A 15,533-nucleotide genomic window follows, 5' to 3' on the forward strand; every position below is an offset into this window, starting at 1 on the left:
GGAGTGGCGGCGGCCCAACCGACTGCCGGCCCCAGCCGCGGACTCCTCCGGCGACGGCGGGGCGAGTCACAAGCGGCTACTAGAGACTTCCCTGCAGGACCGGTGTCTGGCCAGACTCGGTCTAGGTGACCGGCGGGCGGCTCTCCACGCGGCTGCCCACTGGCGCAATTGGTGTGGCTCACCACCGGTCTGCAGCCCGCCGGTCACCGCTGACGAGGCGTGGCTCAAGAAGGGACTGCCCTGCTCGTAGTAGCACTGCCCACCTCGCCGTCCCCTCATCGGCACGAACAGGCGGGAGCATCACGTGGAGCGCAGCAGGCACAACGACGAGCACGTCATCATTGGGGTCGATCCCCACAAGTTGTCCGCGACGATCGAGGTCGTCGACGGCCGAGAGCAGTTGCTCGGTTCGGGCCGGTTCACGACCGACTCGGCGGGCTACGCCGCGATGCGCAGGTACGTCAAGGTGTGGCCTCATCGGGTGTGGGCGGTCGAGGGCGCGAACGGCGCCGGCCGGCCGCTGGCCCAGCGGCTGCTCGAGGACGGCGAGGACGTCGTCGACGTCCCGGCCAAGCTCGCCGCTCGGGTGCGCTTGTTCGACACCGGTCACAACCGCAAGACCGACGCTCTCGACGCGCACTCGATCGCGGTCGTCGCCGTCCGCACCCAGGGACTACGGGTCCTCAGGATCGACGGAGAGCTCGAGGCGCTGCGGATGCTCACCGACCGCCGCGAGGCGCTGACCCGGCGACGGGTCCAGACCGTCGACCGGCTCCAGGCCCTGTTAGCGGAACTCTGTCCTAGACAAGCGAAACGTGACCTCTCCACCGCCCAGGCCAAGGCCATCCTGGCGACCGTGCGACCCCGCGACATCGCCGTACGGACCCGCCGGCGGATCGCCGCGGAAGAACTGGCCGAGCTGATCGCGATCGAGGTCAAGATGAAGAAGGTCACCGCCGAGCTGAAGACGATCGTCCTCGCCCGCCAGTCCCGCCTGATGGACCTGCACGGTGTCGGGCCCGTGGTCGCAGCGCGGGTCCTGGCCGATGTCGGTGACGTGACCCGGTTCGCCGACCGCAACCGGTTCGCGTCCTGGACCGGGGACCGCACCCATCGACGCGTCGTCCGGGGAGCAGAACCGCCACCGGCTCTCCCGCGCCGGGAACCGGCGGATGAACCACATGATCCACATCGCCGCGGTCACCCAGCTGCGCCAGGACACCGACGGTCGGGCCTACTACCGGCGCAAGCGCGCCGAGGGCAAGAAACCCCTCGAGGCCCTGCGGTGCCTCATTGGGTGAGTATGGGGACGCGGGTCATGTTGACCTGTTCGTCGGGAACGGCGAGGGACGGCCTCGATGTCTCGCCACGCGATGGCCTGTTTGAGCTGGTCGCCCTCGTCGTTGCCGGGAGGCGTGATCGGCGCGAGAGAGCAGCCCCCCTGAGGGCCGAACAATGAGGAACCGACTGTCGACCCGGCCACCAACGGCGATGTCCGGCCAGGAGGTCAGCGATGTTTTGCGGATGGGATTGGGCTTCAACGATTCACGGGGTGTGTCTCCTCGACGACGACGGGGTGACGATCAAGACTTGGATGGTCAAGCACACCGACAGCGAACTCGCTGCCGTGTTTGCTGAGCTCGCCGAACTGGGCGACCCGGGGCTGATCCCGGTGGCGATCGAACGCGGTGAAGGTCTGGTCGTCGGACTGATCGCCCAGGCGGGCCACCCCGTCCTCATGGTCGAGCCCGCCGCCTTCAAGGCCTCGCGGCCGCGCTGGGGCGCAGCCGGCGCGAAGTCCGATGCCGCGGATGCGTTCATGCTCGCCGACTACGCCCGCACCGATGGCCACCGGTTGCGCCGGGTGGAACCTTTGGCCCAGGCCACGAGGGAGCTGACCGCTCTGGTCCGGGCGCGGACCGCCATGGTCGAGGCACGCACGGCGGCGTCCAACCAGCTGTGGGCCATCCTCGCCGAGCACTGGCCAGGGGCAGCGCAGGTCTTCCAGAAATTGACATCACAGATCGCGTTGGCGTTCCTGGCCGACTACCCCACACCCCGCTCAGCGGCCCGGCTCGGGGAGGGGCGCATGCACCAGTTCTGCCGCCGACACAGCTACCGAGGCGGCAAGTCCCCCGCGGAGTTGGTCAGCCGCCTCCGATCAGCGCCGACCAGCGCGGACCCGATCGCGGAGAAGGTGCTCGAGACGATCGTCCGCTCCTTCGTCGCTCAGCTTGGCTTGCTCAACGCCGAGATCACCGGTCTCGAACGTCAGCTGGCGGACACGTTGGCCACACATCCCAAGGCTGCATTGCTCAAGACGCTGCCACGGGTGGCCACCGTGAGCCTCGCCGCCCTAGTCGCCGAGATAGGACCGCTGCTGGAGCGATGCGACAACCCCGAACAGGTCGCCGCCATGTGCGGCGCCGCACCAGTGACCAAGGCATCAGGCAAGTCCCGCAACGTCGGGTTCCGCTACACCGCCAACAAGCCAGCACGCGTCGCCACCACCAGCTTCGCCGACAACTCTCGACACTCTTCAGCATGGGCCGGCGACTCCTACCGTCGGGCCCGGGCGCGTGGTGCTCGACACCCCCACGCGGTCCGGATCCTCGCCCGAGGATGGGTGCGCGTGATCTGGGCCTGCTGGACCACCGACACCCCCTACGACCCCTCCCGACACCGCAGCGAACAGCGACTCCGCGCCGCATGACTTGACCAAGAGAGCTCAAGCGCCGAATCTCGGACGCCATCTATCGCCAGCTCCTCGCCGACGCCGAACGCGACGCCGAACGCGAGGCTCACGCGGGTCCGGGAGGGCACTGCGGGGCGTCTCAAGAATCCAGCGCGGCCGACCTACCCCCGCACATCGACACTTCGGACCAGCCACTTCCCGGACCCGCAGCACCGACGCTACGCCCGACCCCCGCCCCACGGAAGACCCACCAGAGAGCCCTCGCCACGACCCCTTGACAACAGAAGGGAGCCGGTGTGGGACAGCCGCTCTCACGATGGAAGGGGACGGCCGCACTCGCGGCAGTAGACCCACCCCTCTGGTCCACCGTCCTCGACATGATGGGCACCTCGATCTCGAGCTCCTACGATGGGTACCTTAGGGTCGGTTCAGCGTAGACAATGTTCCTGTGCCTGACGACCGTCCGAAGCCGAAGGAGCGACGCGGCGATCAGGTTCTAGGAAAAATTAGGCCGCGATGGGCGTGGCCGAACTTCTGTGAGGGGTAAGGATGAAGTTTATTGGCACCATTTCTGTCGCGGGCCTGATTGGCGCGCTTCCGGCATGTTCGCAGGCAGCGGAGCGAGCTGAACCCGGGTATGCATCATCCTCTATTTCGTCACCGAGCTCCCCGCTTACCTCCACCCAACCACCCGTTGACTGCCAAACGGCGTCTCAGACGGAGTGGATGGCGAACTGTGCTAAGAATTCCACTACGCCTCAGTCATCAGGGCCAGCTGCGCGCTTAGGTCAACCGTTTGACTATTTCCAGGAGTACGCCAATGACCCGCAACCCCGAGCATGGAAAGTTACCTTAACCAAGGCGGAGTGTGGAAAGAAGTCGATAGCGAAAGCGGAAATCAACCCCGAATGGGACGGGGGCGACGATAAGCCCGAGTATATCGACGCAAAGCCCGCGAGCGGTAAGGACTTCTGTCTTTTATTCTGGTCTTGGCAGAACGTGGGGAAGATTCATGCTAACCCGGACAGGTCCGGGGACTTCATGCTCGGCGACGAGCGGAGTTCGCGGAGCCAAGAGGACGAATTGATGTCGTGGACCGTCATGGAGACCATGCTGGGGGTTAGATACGCCGATGAGGTTAACCCTCACGAGTCGACCAAGTCGGTGGATGTGTACCAGGTGCCGTCCGGGGTGACACCCGACGCAGTCTGGTTTCCGCAGGCCACCTTAGGAGGAGACTCCTATATCTTGGTCTCACTGTCCTAGCTAGGGGCGGGCTCGGACGGGCGAAGCGACTACTGCCGCGAGCGGAGGGCAGGCGCAGTTGGGCTGCCACAGGGCGCATTTCCGAGGCAGGGTGGCCCGGGCCCCTCGCGGCGGGGGACGCTGGCCGCTCTCTCGGCGGCGGGAGCGCGAACCGCTGGATGTCGGCGCGCCTGCTCAGGGGGATGCTCGAGCCAGGCCGTCACAAGACTGCCTCGTCAGCTGATACGTGAGTACCCTACAGGCGGCGAAGTGGGACGGCCGCTATCGCGGCGGTGTGGGACGGCCGCTATCGCGGCGGTGTGGGACAGCCGCTCTCGCGGCGGTGAGACGCATCTCCGAACACGCACATGGCGGGATGTGCGGGCGCGTGGGCACATGCCCAAGGCTGCCATTTCCCCTCGTAGCGACGACGGGCCGCGTAACCGATCAGCGGTCGAGAGGTTGGTATCCGTAGGCCGCGAGCCGCTCCCGTGCGGCGTTACGCTCGACGTGGGTGAAGAGCGATTCGAAGCGGTGCTCGAGGATGCGCGCCTCGACCGTGAGGTCGAGGCGACCACGCTCCCAAAGAGCGGTGAAACCCTGTGAGGGTTGTGTGGACGTGACCAAGCGACGGGCAGTCTGCAGGGGGCCAAGTTCAGACAACATCTGCAAGAAGTAGGTGGCGTTGTAGCCGGCTTCGCTCTTCGCTTTCAGGTAGATGTCCCGCATCGCTGCAGCGAATGCTTGTTCGATGTCGTCGTCAGGCTGGGGAGCATCCACCCGCTGAGTGTGGCGCGATTCCGCCCGCATGTCGACAGAAGGCTTGGTCGTTCACCCCCGACCTGAGCAGGCACCAGTCGGGGTCGGATGATCGACTGGGGACGCGAGTCGCACTGTGCCCACGTCCGCACCCTCGCTCCGAGCAAGTACCCGCGTCCTGTCTGTGTCGCTGGGTGAAGGTCAGGTCAGGTCAGCGCCGTCGTGGTGGCTGGGGTCCACGAGTAGCCCTGTGCGACCAAGTCACCCGCGTCGGGGTCCCAAGATAAAAGCCGAAAGTTCCCTGCGGTCGGGTCGATCTCGCCGCCTGGCAAGAAGGCGACATCGGACAGGACGCCCATGATGCATTCTCCAGGGTGTCGTCGGGCGTGGTCGACCTCGCCGGACGTGACCAAGACGCTTGAGCCAGCAGAGACGGTGCCCTTCGCCTCTAGGTAGCGGATCTCGCCGTTGCGGGTGGCCGTCGCGTCAAATGGGTTCCCAAAACGGGTGTCGCGTACAACCCACCCCTGCCCTTCGAAGTGCTCCATTAGGCGGGTCTGTGCCGCGTCCTCGATCACCTTCCTCTTGACCGAGTCCAGTTGCCAACCCTGCCCCCCACCAGGCGGTGGTGTCGCAGCGAGGGACACGCCGAGGTGTCCTGCCCACATCGCCTCCAACGCGGCCAGAATCGTAGGTTGCAGTGTGATTCCGCTCATCTGGGTGTCCCAGTGCTGCTCCGGGAATCGGGCGGCGAGGTCGGCGGTGGGCAGGGCATCCTCGTGGGCGAGGAGGTGCTCCCACTGGACGAGGATATAGGGAGCTGTCTCTCCAGGGCGGTCAGCGTCGAAGTGTTGGTCCTCGAAGACCCTGCTCGTTGCGTGCCCGCTGCCGATCAGGCCACGAGGGCCGCGGCCCTGGAGCAGCAGAAAGACGGGGTCGCCTGGCTCGATGCCGCCGACGCGGTTGCCTACGGACCAGTTCTCCTTGACGGAGCGGCCTTTGATGGTCGCATCGACCCACCGTTCCCACACGCCGGGCGCTGGGGCCCAACGCTCGGGGTTGTTGGTCAGCAGGAAGGCGTTGGTTGGCGTGGCACGGGGCGTGGCTCGAGTGCTCGTGGACAGGCGATCGAGGTCGTGAGTGTCGTAGTAGGTGACTGGATTCCGGTCGGGCCAATCAGCTTGGCCCACGAGTGCGTCCCGGATCGGATCTCCTGGGTGAAGAACATCTCCGAGCAACGCGACGTAGTCCTTGTCCTTTGTCTTGTCGTAGACAATCTCGTGGCCTGACAGTTCGGCCACCACCTGGATGCGGCCGCCATGCGACAGCGTTGCGTAGCGTTCGACCCGCACCCTCGCTTCAGAGAGCACCCATATGCCCCGGTTCTGCTCCCAGAGTTCGTTGTCGCTGAGTGTTTCGTCCCAACCAAACCAGGACCGTCCCCACCCTTCGGTCTGGGGATCGACGTGCTGGACGTCGCTGAGCTTGAAATTGATGGCCATGCTGCAGTCTCCACCCGCGACTACCCTCGGATCCAGTGGGTCTGGCGTTGCGATCGCCCGCCGGGGCAAGTGACGCCTGCATCCCGTTCAGCCCCTCCTGCGTGTCGGGATCACCACCAAGACCGCCATCTCGTGGCGGGTGTGGACGGCCCAACTCCCGGCGAAATACTCAGCGATCGTCGCGTAACCAACTTGGTTCGGAAACCGAGCGGTATGATCGGTCGGTGCCCGACACCTTCGCACGACTTGCATCAGACAACGACCTGGAGGATCGGGTAGGCCGGTCACTGGAAGGTTTGACCGAGAGGTACCTGTATTCGTCAGACATGGTGTTTCGATACGCCTTTGGACGGTGGTGGGGAGACACGGAACTCGGCACTACCGCGATATGGGTACTGCTGAACCCCGCAACCGGCGACACCGAGCAGCGTCACCGACCCACCCTGGAGCGGTGCATCTCCCGGTCGCGGGCCGCCGGGCACACCGGGTTGGTCATCGTCAATCTTTTCGCCCTGCGCAATACCGACCCACGTAACCTGCGAACCGCACGTGATCCCATCGGGCCCCCTAACAACGAGGTACTTCGTGTCTTCACGACAGCGGGTGCGCAGACAATCGCCGCGTGGGGCGGATCTGGCCGACTCAACGGACGCTCTGCACAAGTCGGTCCCCTGCTGGGCTCACCCATGTGCCTCGGCACAACTCGAGACGGGGAACCTCGTCACCCGCTTTATGTTGCCGCGGACACCCCACTGGTCCTGTGGGTGCCGCCGCGTCTAACGCAGGGTGCTCGGAAGGGCGGCTCCGGGCACACGCGGGCCGCGGCGCTTCTGCGGTGCCCACCCCCGGTCGCCCGCGGTACCGTCGGCGCCCTGTTCGACCGCGAACCGGTCCAGTTAAGCCTGCGCGGCGACGCCTACCTGTGGCGCGAACTGCGGGCCCAGTTCGCGACCACCCCCCTTCCCTCGGACTGGCACGAGCTGCGCCAGCTCCTCGAAGACGGCATAGGGAGGGTGGTCAGGGATCTCCTCGTGCCCCAGGAATCGCTCGGCCGGCACGACGCCGCCGCCGCCGCGGTCTATGTCCCCGCGTTCGACCCCGGTCATGGCATGTCCGCTGGGGCCGTTCAGCCCACATGGTGGTCACACACCGGAATACCGATCGTCATCGACCGATTCGAATCACAACACCGGCCGGAAGGTACGGCCGACGCCGAATGATGTCGCTGCCCTCTCGTTCCACAACCCCAGGCATGGTTGGCTCGCAGCCGAAGGGGACGGCCGCAAACGCGTCCGCTGAGAAGCCGTTCGACGTCCGTCGTCGAGGGCTAGTCTCCGTTCCATGAGTGACCGAGCGGCGATCTTGGACCAACTGACCGAAAATCACGTGATCGCCGCCGGCTGGGCAGAGGCCCTGCGAAGCGTCGACCCCGAGATCGATCGCAGGATCGACGCCTGCCTCACCCGGCTCGCCACGGCAGGACCCTACCTGCCGGCGAGAGCGAACCTCTGGCGGGCATTCGAGGTGCCACTCAAGGACGTTCGCGTACTGATCCTCGGCCAAGATCCTTACCCCAATCCGCAACACGCTGTCGGACTGAGCTTCTCCACCGGTCCTCAAGGCCCGATCCCAGCATCGCTTCACAACATCTACCGCAACCTTGAGCAGTGCGGCTACCCACCTCCCGCCGACGGAGACCTCTCTGCCTGGACCGAGCAGGGCGTGATGTTGTTAAACCGCGCGCTCACTGTGCCGCTCAACGTAACGGCTCGACCACGTCGGCATCTGCGCTGGTGGGCGCCGGTGATCATCCCCACGATGAAGGCCATCGCCGTGGAGGCAGCAGAGCGCCCGGTAGCCGCGTTGCTGTGGGGGGCAGCAGCACACCGCATGCGCCACTACCTCGAGCCCAGCGTCAAGGTCTTCGCTGCGAGCCACCCCTCGCCGCAATCAGTCAATCGCAGAGCTGGGGCAGAGGGACCGTTCCGCGACGCCCGCCCCTGTGCCGACGTGAACAAGTGGTTCGTTCAAGGCGGTGCCCCAGAGGTGGACTGGGCCCTCGCCGGACCGGAGGGCGCCGGCACATAGCAACCCTGGGCCAACGGCTACCCGCGTTCACGCGGCTGAGCGAACCGCTCGGAAGCAGACCGGGGGGCTGCACTCGCGGCTACTAGGACCCTGCTGAACAAGGCTCGTTCGTGGGTCGCGGTCGTCATTCAGGGGACGGCAGGGTGCCGACTGGGGCGCTCAGGGCACCCCGGAGGGCTTGTTCCTCGCGAGACCAGAATGATGTTCCGGTTGGTGTGAGGGAGTGCGGGGCCTGTGTGGGGCCTGCAGGGGTGGTGGACGGGGGGTTCTGCCTCGTTCGTGGGCTCAGGCCAGGACCCAGGCTCCGTCGGTGCGGGTCAGGCCGAGGTTGAGCAGCCGGCGTAGGTTCAGGGCGGCGCTGCGGGTATGGAGCCAGGCGTTGTTCTTCCGCACGCCGCGGTAGCGGACCCGGCGGTTCCTCCCGGCCACGAGCCACGAGATCGAGCGTTCCACCATCGGTCGGTGCTGGCGGTAGTCCGCTTGCCAGGCCGGGTCCTTCGCGCGCTGACGATGCTCGCGCAGCAGCGTGTGATGCCGGTGCAGCTGCAGGATCCGGCCCCGCTTCGCGGTGGTGCACCGGGCCCGCAGCGGACAGCCGACGCACCCGATTCCGAAGGTGACGGTCCGGCTCTTGCTGATGGGGCGGGTCAGGCCGTTGGGGCAGGTCGCGGTGCCGGCCTGCTCGTCGACGGTGAAGTCGTCCTGGGTGAACCCGCCTTCGACGGCGGGCTTGAGGGGGCCGGGTTTGACCAGCGGACGCCGCCGCGCCGCGGTGATCTTCTCCAGCGCGTCACCGGTGGCGTAGGCGCTGTCCCCCAGGACGTCGACGACCTGCCCGTCGGGGAGATCGGCCGCCGCGGGCAGGGTGTCGTCCGCGTCCATCAGCCGCATCCCGGTCGCCCCGTCCGGCGCGAGCGGGCCCGCGCCCTTGGTCAGCTCGCACGCGGTCGTGATCCCGGTCTCGGGCTCGACCGCGATGTGCGCCTTGAAGCCGTCCTGACGCCGGTGCACCGTCTTGTGGATGTGCCGGGCCTCGGGGTCGACGATGCTGATGACCCGATCGGGGGCGACCTTCCGCGCGATCCGCCACCGGCCGTCGGTCCCGTCCGACCCGGGCGCAGGTTCGACGTCCTGCCCCGCGATCAACGCCAGCAACGCGACCGCCTCCGCGCCGACCTCGTCGAGGTCCCACCCGGACACGACCTCCAGCAGCGCGAGGGCGTCACGCACCAACGCGTCGACCAGCACCGCCCGCGCCTCGCGGTCGTCCCAGGCGATCTGGGGCTTACCCGGGTCGTCGTAGTCATGCGCGCAGCACACCGTCGCGACGACCTCGCCCGCGCCGGGGACCTGCCGGACGACCTTACGGATCACCGCGACCAGCTGCGTCACGGTGTCCTGCGTCGCGACCGCATCATCCAACGCGGTCGAGTCCAGGGCCCGCCGGTTCTTCCCCGTCAACACCCCCGTCTCGGCGACCACCACCTTGACCGCGTCGAAGATCCGATGCGGCGCCGCGCTCCCCGCCAACCGCTTCCGCCAGTACGTCAACGTCGACGGGTCGAACCCGCCATGCCCGACCGGCAGGCCACACGCGACCTTCCACCGCAGATCCGTACGCAACGCCGCCATCGCCTCCCGGTCCGAGAGCCCATGCAACGACTGCAACACCATCACCGACGCCGCGACATCCGCCGGCACCGACGGGCGACCCAACCGGGTCGGGAACAGATCAGCGAACATCACCTCCGGGAACAACACCCGCCGCTGCTGCGCCAACAACCCGAACACACTGCCCTTGTCGATCAGATGCCCCGCGACCGACTCAGCATCCAACAGCTCACGCGCATCCAGCGGACGACCCTGCATCCACACATGATCCCAACCCCCGACCAGCGCGACCAGGACGACACGCCTTATTCAGCAGCGTCCTAGACACTGGCAGCAGGACCGGCGTCTGGCCAGACTCGGTCTAGGTGATCGGCGGGCAGCTCTCCTTGCGGCTGCCCACCAGCAGGATCGGTGTGGCTCACTACCGGTCTGCAGCCCGTCGGTCACCGTGACGAGGCGTGGCTCAAGAAGGGACTGCCCTGCTCGTAGTAGCTCGTAGTAGCACTGCCCACCTCGCCGTCCCCTCATCGGCACGAACAGGCGGGAGCATCACGTGGAGCGCAGCAGGCACAACGACGAGCACGTCATCATTGGGGTCGATCCCCACAAGTTGTCCGCGACGATCGAGGTTGTCGACGGCCGAGAGCAGTTGCTCGGCTCGGGCCGGTTCACGACCAACTCGGCGGGCTACGCCGGCATGCGCAGGTACGTCAAGGCGTGGCCTCATCGAGTGTGGGCGGTCGAGGGCGCGAACGGCGCCGGTCGCCCGCTGGCTCAGCGGCTGCTCGAGGACGGGGAGATCGTCGTCGACGTCCCGGCCAAGCTCGCCGCCCGGGTGCGCCTGTTCGACACCGGCCACAACCGCAAGACCGACGCCCTCGACGCGCACTCGATCGCGGTCGTCGCCGTCCGCACCGAGGGACTGCGGGTCTTGAAGGTCGACGGGGAGCTCGAGGCGCTGCGGATGCTCGCCGACCGGCGTGAGGCCCTGACCCGCGCCGGGTGGAGACCGTCAACCGGCTGCAGGCGCTGTTGGCTGAACTCCTTCCCGGACATTCGAAACGGGACCTCTCCACCGCCCAGGCCAAGGCCATGCTCTCGAGCGTGCGCCCCCGCGACATCGCCGGCCGGACCCGTCGGCGGATCGCTGTGGAAGAGCTGGCCGAGCTCGTCGCGATCGAGGTCAAGATGAAGAAGGCCACCGCCGAGCTGAAGGCGATCGTCGTGGCCCGCCGGTCCCGCTTGATGGAGATCTATGGCGTCGGGCCGGTGGTCGCTGCGCGGGTCCTGGCCGATGTCGGTGATGTGACCCGGTTCGCCGATCGCAACCGGTTCGCGTCGTGGACGGGGACGGCGCCGCTGGACGCGTCGTCCGGGGAGCAGAACCGGCACCGGCTTTCCCCCGCGGGGAACCGGCGGATGAACCACATGATCCACATCGCCGCGGTCACCCAACTGTGCCAGGACACCGACGGCCGCGCCTACTACCGGCGCAAGCGCGCCGAGGGTAAGAAGCCGCTCGAGGCGCTGAGGTGCCTCAAGCGCCGGGTCTCCGACGCCATCTATCGCCAGCTCCTCGCCGACGCCGAACGCGACGCCGAGCACTTGGCGGGCACGGGTCCGGGAGGGCACTGCGGGGCGTCTCAAGAATCCAGCGCGGCCGACCTACCCCCGCACATCGACACTTCGGATCAGCCACTTCCCGGACCCGCGACACCGACGCTACGCCCGACCCCAGCCCCACCATCGCACCCTCGCCACGACCTCTTGACAACAGAAGGGAGCCGGTGTGGGACGGCGGTAGGACACGGCAGCTCTGGCGACGAAGGGGGCGCCGGCCGCCAGGTCGCGTTCCCTGGCACCGACCTCGGGAAAAGCTCAAGGCCAGACAAAGGGCTGGACAACCTACCCGTCGCGGAGTACACCAGAGTGTGAGGGGGCGGCGGGCGAGGTGACTCGCCCACCGTCCGGGGACGTTCTTCTTGAGCGGCGCCCTGTCTCAGACCCGAACGCCTTGGCGGACGTTGAACTCTTGCGTCGGTCGAGGAAGTGCGACGGGGGACCGCCACAACTCACCAAAGTCTGCGACCCCTTCCACAGAGCGGCACGACATGTCCTCACGACCAACCGGTATGAATGCGCTTTTCGGTGCGGTGATGGCCTGGGGTAGGAGCAACGCCGTCTTAGGCTGGTGCAGGGGTACGCACCGTGTAGGACGCCATTCGGGTCAGGCTCGCCGTCCGAATTCGCGTCGGTCTTTACGCTTGCGGGTGGGTTGGGACCTGGTTCCGACCGTGCAGAGGTTGGCTCTCGTGGCCCTCGTGGTTGCCCTGGGGTGTCTCATGGTGTCGGCGCCGCCGGCGAGTGCCACCTTCCCGGGTCGCAACGGCCTGATCGTGTTCGACACCCAAGACCGGCCGGGTATCGACGGCGGTAGCTCCCAGATCTACACGGTGAAACCCGACGGCTCCAACCTCCGGCAGTTGACGCACCTCGGGGCCGGCCACAATGCCTTCGACCCGCACTGGTCTCCGGACGGTCATTGGGTCGCCTACGTCAGTGACATCGCCGGCGGGCCCGCCGTATGGGTTATGCGTGCGGACGGCACGGGGAACCACCAGCTGGTGTCAGACCCGGGGTACGACCATTTCTCGCCGTCCTGGTCGCCCGACGGTCAGCGCCTGGTGTTCTCACGCTGCTCACAGTTCCTGCGAACGTGCGCCCTCGCCGTGGTCCGCAGCGACGGTGCCGGCCTGCGTGTCCTGGTCGGTGGCAACTGGAACTTCGGGCAGCCGGTGTGGTCGCCCGACGGGCGGTGGCTCGCCTACACCAGCGACAAGGGGGGCTTCGACTCCCGGTTGTGGGTCGCCCGCGCGGACGGCGATGCCCCGCACACGATCGCCCCCGCTCGTCTGGTCCCCGACCGGCCGGCTTGGTCACCGGACAGCACCCAGATCACGTTCACCGGTGACCCGGTCAACGGCCAGCTGTTCTCGATCCACCGCGACGGTACCGGGCAACGGGCCCTGACGTCCGGGGCAACTATCTTCGGCACCTGGTCACCGGACTTTAGACGGATGGTGCTGATCAGCTTCCGCACCGGCGCGGCAACACTCGTCGTGGCCACCGCCGACGCCCGAGCGCAGAGCACGATCGTGACCCCGCCCGGTGTGGCCCGGTCCGACTGGGCCGTAGCCCGATGACCCGCCCACCGACCTTCCGGAGGTATCGCATGTCCCGTCTTCGGCTTGCCGCATTTGGCGTGCTCACCACACTGCTGCTCGTGGCCGCCACCATCGGCCCCGTCGCGCCCTTGACTGCAGCGGCGACCACTCCAGGCCGCAACGGCCGGATCATCTTTCAGGACCGTGCCAGCGGGCAGCTCTTCACGGTTAACCCTGACGGTTCGCAACTTCGCCAGGTCACCCACGTGGGCTTCAACACCACCCCGGACTGGTCGCCCGACGGGCGCCGCATCACCTATGCGAGCGACAGGAGCGGCATCGTCCAGATCTGGATCGCCGCCGCCGATGGGTCATCCGCACGCCAGCTCACCCCGGACACCAACCCGAACGACAAGCGCCACCCACAGTTCACTCCCGACGGGCGCACCATCGTTTATCAAGACTGTCTCGGCGACGGCTGTGACGGCGGCATCTCCGCCGTGCGAACAGACGGCACCCAGCTGCCTGCCATAACTCCAAACAGTGGCGAATCTTACAACTGGCCCATGCCGTCTCCCGACGGACGACGGCTCGCCTTCATGCGCTGGCACGTCGCTGGCGTGAAGATGCGAATATTCGTGATGCCTGTCGGCGGCGGTTTCGAACGGCCGATTACTCCCGCCTGGATAGGAGCGTGGGCACCGGACTGGGCACCCAACGGGCGACAGATCGTCTTCTCCAGTCACACCTACCAAGACCGCCCCAACGGGGCCATCTTCACCGTGCGACCTGACGGCACCGGCCTTCAACGGCTCACCTCCCCACCCTGGCCGCTGGAGGACTGGCATGCCTCGTATGCCCCCGACAGTACCAAGCTGGTGTTCTCCTCCGACCGTCGATACCCAGACAGGTGCTGCGCCGACCTCTACCTGATGAACGCCGACGGCTCGTCAATGCACCGGATCCCGCTCACATCAACCCAAGCCGTGCTCGCCCGCTGGGGGACCGCGCCCCTTTTATGACCAGCGGTGCACGTGCGGGAGGTCGGCTCGACGGTGAGCATCAAGACACGGCGTTAGGGAGGACGACATGCATAGGTTCGGTGCTCGCGTCGCGGGGCGTCGCGTCCCAGGATAGTCGTCGGCTCCAGAGGTGGGTGGCAGCCGCCGCTGTTGTGCCGCGGAAAAGGGACTGGGAAGGGCGACCCCCGTTTTTGCCGAAGCCAATCTGCGTCCTGGACCGGGCTCAGCTAGAACCGCTAGATGTCGTCGCACGGGTGCTGACTCAAGAGCCATGACTAAACTGCGAGGTCGCGCTTCTCGACGATGACGGCCGTTCCGTTCGCAGTAACACCAAAAACGTAAGGTAGGTACATGGTGCCACCGCCGGATGTAGCGGTCATTGGATCAAGGGTTAGGTAGTCAAAGTCGACGCCGATCACAGCATTACATCCAAGTTCGTAAGCAGCTTCTTTCAGCTCGGCCAATGCCCCTTTCCTGATAACTCCAAGAGACGACATGAGGCTGGCTCCTGTGTCGGTTGCGCGCGCAAATATTCCCGAAGTTCCCCGATCGACCTGCACGGCGTCGTCACCAGAGATGTATCCCAGGTATTGCGTAATGAGGTAACCCTGAAAGTCAAAGCCGGAAGTAACCAACATTTCCGCCAACGCTCTCTGTTTGTTCTGATCAGCAAACTTGCGGACGGCGTCCTCGTGAGCTTTTCGTTCATGCTCCTGCGCTTCGTGGCGCTGGAAGGAATTGACGATCTCATTGATGTCTTGGCTATCATCTACGTCCATCCCTCCCATGAGGCTCAACTTATATGAATAGGCGGAGCGCTTTAGCCAACTCTCGAAGGCAGAGCTCTCAATGCCGTAATTCTTGGCGATATCTTTTGATTTGATGGCAAACTCCTTAACAGGGGGAGGTAGAAGGGGCCTTGCTCTCCACGGCTGAACCTCGTTCTAGCTTCTCGGGGTCTGTGCCGCAGTTGCCGATCAACCACCCCACCCCGCGGTGAGACAGAGGGCGATCCCTGTCAGCTTACCCATCTAGAAGTCGAAAGTCACTTTCCCGTACGCCTAAGCGGGCTCGTTCGGGCCTCATTTTCGGCTAGCTGGACGCGAGCGACCATAGCGGGGTTCTGACTTCGATGTTGTTGTAGTGCACGTAATACACGAAGACGTGCTTCCCGGTCCTGGCCCATGTCAGGGAGTCTTGAAACGGCAATGACCTGCCGGCGACATGTGGCACCAGAGCTAGAACTACGGACCAGGGATGTGTCGTACATCCAGGCTTGTCGGGCTCGTGGAGATCGACACAGACCGGCACTCTGGAGGTATGTCTATCTGGGCGGTGTGCAGCATCTCGTGGCAACTGGGCTGGCCTGTCCGGTCACCTTGGGCGGCTGTAGGTCTCGCGTCCCGGAGGGCCGGGACCCTCGAGCGGGCAAAGCAGTTGGACCCTC

At 66.2% G+C, this 15,533-nt stretch carries 11 protein-coding genes and 2 pseudogenes; 9 read left to right on the plus strand and 4 right to left on the minus strand.

Annotation, left to right across the window (positions count from 1 at the left end; all coding sequences use genetic code 11):
- Window positions 1-304: 304 nt before the first annotated feature.
- The 3 genes and pseudogenes from V3N99_21550 to V3N99_21560 all read left to right on the plus strand — a co-directional run bounded on the left by V3N99_21550 (window position 305) and on the right by V3N99_21560 (window position 2,713).
- Window positions 305-1,047, plus strand: a pseudogene (locus V3N99_21550) (transposase).
- A 65-nt stretch (window positions 1,048-1,112) separates the two neighbouring features.
- A complete protein-coding gene (locus V3N99_21555) occupies window positions 1,113-1,301 on the plus strand; it encodes a transposase (protein ID MEO3939307.1) in 189 nt (62 codons plus the stop codon).
- A gap of 212 nt (window positions 1,302-1,513) precedes the next feature.
- Entirely contained in the window at window positions 1,514-2,713 is a 1,200-nt protein-coding gene (locus V3N99_21560; protein ID MEO3939308.1) for an IS110 family transposase, read from the plus strand.
- A gap of 1,674 nt (window positions 2,714-4,387) precedes the next feature.
- On the opposite strand, the gene V3N99_21565 is transcribed toward V3N99_21560, so the two are convergent.
- Together V3N99_21565 and V3N99_21570 are read right to left on the minus strand one after the other, a co-directional pair.
- Window positions 4,388-4,720 carry a hypothetical protein gene (locus V3N99_21565; protein MEO3939309.1) on the minus strand — a complete coding sequence of 111 codons (333 nt, stop codon included), beginning with the start codon at window positions 4,718-4,720 and terminating at the stop codon, window positions 4,388-4,390.
- A 185-nt stretch (window positions 4,721-4,905) separates the two neighbouring features.
- Complete coding sequence (locus V3N99_21570; protein ID MEO3939310.1) at window positions 4,906-6,201, minus strand: DUF3883 domain-containing protein; 1,296 nt, start codon at window positions 6,199-6,201, stop codon at window positions 4,906-4,908.
- Window positions 6,202-6,425: 224 nt separating this feature from the next.
- Between V3N99_21570 and V3N99_21575 the strand changes: the two genes are divergently transcribed.
- A complete protein-coding gene (locus V3N99_21575; GenBank protein ID MEO3939311.1) occupies window positions 6,426-7,421 on the plus strand; it encodes a DUF1643 domain-containing protein in 996 nt (331 codons plus the stop codon).
- A gap of 121 nt (window positions 7,422-7,542) precedes the next feature.
- Complete coding sequence (locus V3N99_21580) at window positions 7,543-8,289, plus strand: uracil-DNA glycosylase (GenBank protein MEO3939312.1); 747 nt, start codon at window positions 7,543-7,545, stop codon at window positions 8,287-8,289.
- A 285-nt stretch (window positions 8,290-8,574) separates the two neighbouring features.
- Here the strand turns inward: V3N99_21580 and V3N99_21585 are convergent, their stop codons facing one another.
- Window positions 8,575-10,158: an IS1182 family transposase gene (locus tag V3N99_21585; protein ID MEO3939313.1), complete on the minus strand. Its 1,584-nt coding sequence runs from the start codon at window positions 10,156-10,158 to the stop codon at window positions 8,575-8,577.
- Window positions 10,159-10,453: 295 nt separating this feature from the next.
- On the opposite strand from V3N99_21585, the pseudogene V3N99_21590 reads away from it, so the two are divergent.
- From V3N99_21590 to V3N99_21605, 4 genes and pseudogenes are all read left to right on the plus strand, one after another.
- Window positions 10,454-10,852, plus strand: a pseudogene (locus V3N99_21590) (transposase).
- 50 nt (window positions 10,853-10,902) lie between these two features.
- The gene (locus tag V3N99_21595) at window positions 10,903-11,835 is read left to right on the plus strand and encodes a transposase (GenBank protein MEO3939314.1); all 933 of its coding nucleotides are present in this window, start codon (window positions 10,903-10,905) and stop codon (window positions 11,833-11,835) included.
- A 377-nt stretch (window positions 11,836-12,212) separates the two neighbouring features.
- Window positions 12,213-13,103, plus strand: a complete 891-nt coding sequence (locus V3N99_21600) for a hypothetical protein (GenBank protein ID MEO3939315.1) — start codon at window positions 12,213-12,215, stop codon at window positions 13,101-13,103.
- An 80-nt stretch (window positions 13,104-13,183) separates the two neighbouring features.
- Entirely contained in the window at window positions 13,184-14,086 is a 903-nt protein-coding gene (locus tag V3N99_21605; GenBank protein MEO3939316.1) for a hypothetical protein, read from the plus strand.
- 275 nt (window positions 14,087-14,361) lie between these two features.
- Here V3N99_21605 and V3N99_21610 read toward each other — a convergent pair whose 3' ends face one another.
- The gene (locus V3N99_21610) at window positions 14,362-14,874 is read right to left on the minus strand and encodes a heavy metal-binding domain-containing protein (GenBank protein ID MEO3939317.1); all 513 of its coding nucleotides are present in this window, start codon (window positions 14,872-14,874) and stop codon (window positions 14,362-14,364) included.
- Between the last annotated feature and the right edge of the window lie 659 nt (window positions 14,875-15,533).

The organism is Dermatophilaceae bacterium Soc4.6 (assembly GCA_039889245.1).
Classification (GTDB): domain Bacteria; phylum Actinomycetota; class Actinomycetes; order Actinomycetales; family Dermatophilaceae; genus Lapillicoccus.

Excerpts from the sequence above, each read along its gene's own strand:
- V3N99_21580 (MEO3939312.1), top strand. The coding sequence starts at position 7,543 with ATGAGTGACCGAGCGGCGATCTTGGACCAACTGACCGAAAATCACGTG.
- V3N99_21610 (MEO3939317.1), bottom strand. The coding sequence starts at position 14,874 with ATGGGAGGGATGGACGTAGATGATAGCCAAGACATCAATGAGATCGTC.
- V3N99_21570 (MEO3939310.1), bottom strand. The coding sequence starts at position 6,201 with ATGGCCATCAATTTCAAGCTCAGCGACGTCCAGCACGTCGATCCCCAG.
- V3N99_21560 (MEO3939308.1), top strand. The coding sequence starts at position 1,514 with ATGTTTTGCGGATGGGATTGGGCTTCAACGATTCACGGGGTGTGTCTC.
- V3N99_21585 (MEO3939313.1), bottom strand. The coding sequence starts at position 10,158 with ATGCAGGGTCGTCCGCTGGATGCGCGTGAGCTGTTGGATGCTGAGTCG.